Below are 1,877 nucleotides of genomic sequence, written 5' to 3'. Positions count from 1 at the left end.
CCTCCACCTGGACGAAGGCCCCCGCCGCCACGCTCATGACGCCGCCACCCGCGCCGGTGAGCAGGTCGAACCCGGCCTCCGCAATCCACCGCGCCAGGGGGACGACCCACTCGTCGTGGGAGTGCGCCCCGGAGCCGAACACTCCGATGATGCGGCGGTGTCTGCGCATGACTGCGTCCTCCCCGAAAAACTGGAACTACGTGAGCCCCTGTTCCATGCGAATCCCCGGCCAACGCCGCAAGGGCTCACGGACCGGCGTGCGTCCTGATTCCCGTCCACCCGTGGAAGGTGCGTGGCGCGAGCGTCGGCCAGCCGTCGCTTCCCTCCTCCCGGAGCGCCAGACGTTCCCGCACGCCCCGTGATGTCGGACCCCTCCTCTACCTTCCTCGCAGGTGAGCAAGGAGGCTGCCCATGTTCGACGCCTGTGGAGGTTGTGAGCGCCGTGGCACCGCCGGAGAGGTGTTCGACTGGTGCGCGCACTGCGAATTGTCCCTGTGTCCCGAGTGCCTCGTGCGCGGCTGCTGCGGCAGCGCACCCGCGGACTCCGGGCGGGGCGCCCCCAAGGAGCTGCCCGACCCGCCACCTCCCGAGCGCGAAGTCCTCCCGGAGGACTTCGGGGGCCGGTGCTGCACGCATGCCCGCGCGGTGGCCTGCTCCTGCGCCTTCCACTGGGTCTGCACGCGCCACGGCGACCTGCACGTGGGCACCCACGACTGAGGGCGTTGACACACGGGCGGCCTGTCCACGAGGTTTCCGCCTTCTTTCAGGCATTCCCGCCCGGACACAGCACGGAGCACGAACACCATGGGTCTCGCCGAACGGTCGGAGATGGCCGCGTTCAAGAACGACACCTTCGCCTCGAAGGTGGCGGAGCTGAAGGGGGCCGCGGCGGGCGCGGACATCCAGGTGACGCTGGACGAGGCGAGCTTCACCACCGTGGCCGCCATCCAGATGCTCTCCAACGGCGTCTTCGACCGGCTCATCGACGACATGAAGTCCGTCTGTAGCGACGCCATCGGAAAGCAGGCCGTCCGGGAAGGCATCCAGACGTTGCACATCGTCCACAAGGACGCGCCGGGCTTCACGCTGGACCTGACGGACGGCACGCTCACCCTGCGCGCGAAGGTGGACGGCTCGCTCGGCGAGGACCTGCCGGGCTACGGCACGTACCGGGCCTTCCTGCTGAAGAAGCTGTAGGCCCTGCACGGCCTCACCGACCGGAGGGCCGCTTTGTCAGCGGTGTCCTCCGGCACGGGACATTCCGTCCGGCTCAGGGCACGTCCAGCACGACGCCCTGCCCCGGAACGGCCATCACCCAGCGGACGACGTCGGGCTTGCCGCCGCAGGTGACGCGCACCTCGAACTCGCGCCCCGCGGGCATCTGGTTGGACAGGGGCGTCTGGCCCTCCAGCACCTGCGAGCCCAGCGCCACGCGGCAGCCCTGGGCACCGGTGATGCTGAGCATGCCCCGGGCCTCCGCCTGGGGCGGGGCGTCCGCGAGCGTGCGCAGGTCGATGTGCTCCGACCTCGGCACCTTGCCGAAGCGGTGCAGCTTGCCGTCCACGGCCGTGGAGATGAGCCAGCCGGCGTTGCCTTCGGGCAGGCCCTGGCTCGCATCCAGCAGGACGCCGGACACGTAGACGCGCTCACCCTCCTGGGCGTTGCGCACCTCCACGCCGCCCTTGGGCAGCAGGAACACCAGCGCGAGCCCCGCGAGCACCAGGCCCACACCGCCCACGATGAGCCCCTTGCGCTGACCGGGCGTCAGTCCCTTCCCCGTCGCTTCGGCGCCGGGCACCTGAGCCGTGGGGGAGACCGCGTGGACGGGGGCCGGCGGCGCGGCCACGGGAGCCGCCGGAGGCCGCGCGGGCGGGGCC

The 1,877-nt window shown here is 71.3% G+C and carries 2 protein-coding genes and 2 pseudogenes; 2 read left to right on the top strand and 2 right to left on the bottom strand.

Annotated features, from left to right (window positions below; all coding sequences use genetic code 11):
- A pseudogene (locus tag D7Y15_RS43345) lies at positions 1-169 on the bottom strand (molybdenum cofactor carrier protein); the annotation flags it as partial.
- A 242-nt stretch (positions 170-411) separates the two neighbouring features.
- Here D7Y15_RS43345 and D7Y15_RS43340 point away from each other — a divergent pair.
- Both D7Y15_RS43340 and D7Y15_RS43335 read left to right on the top strand, forming a co-directional pair.
- Positions 412-717: a hypothetical protein gene (locus D7Y15_RS43340; protein WP_120581708.1), complete on the top strand. Its 306-nt coding sequence runs from the start codon at positions 412-414 to the stop codon at positions 715-717.
- An 87-nt stretch (positions 718-804) separates the two neighbouring features.
- A complete protein-coding gene (locus tag D7Y15_RS43335; RefSeq protein WP_148713046.1) occupies positions 805-1,197 on the top strand; it encodes a hypothetical protein in 393 nt (130 codons plus the stop codon).
- A 73-nt stretch (positions 1,198-1,270) separates the two neighbouring features.
- Here the strand turns inward: D7Y15_RS43335 and D7Y15_RS43330 are convergent.
- Positions 1,271-1,877 (bottom strand): annotated as a pseudogene (locus D7Y15_RS43330) (serine/threonine protein kinase); the annotation flags it as partial.

Origin of the sequence: Corallococcus sp. AB030 (genome assembly GCF_003668965.1) — a bacterium.
Lineage (GTDB): Bacteria > Myxococcota > Myxococcia > Myxococcales > Myxococcaceae > Corallococcus > Corallococcus exiguus.
This window is presented reverse-complemented; position numbering and strand designations above follow the sequence as displayed.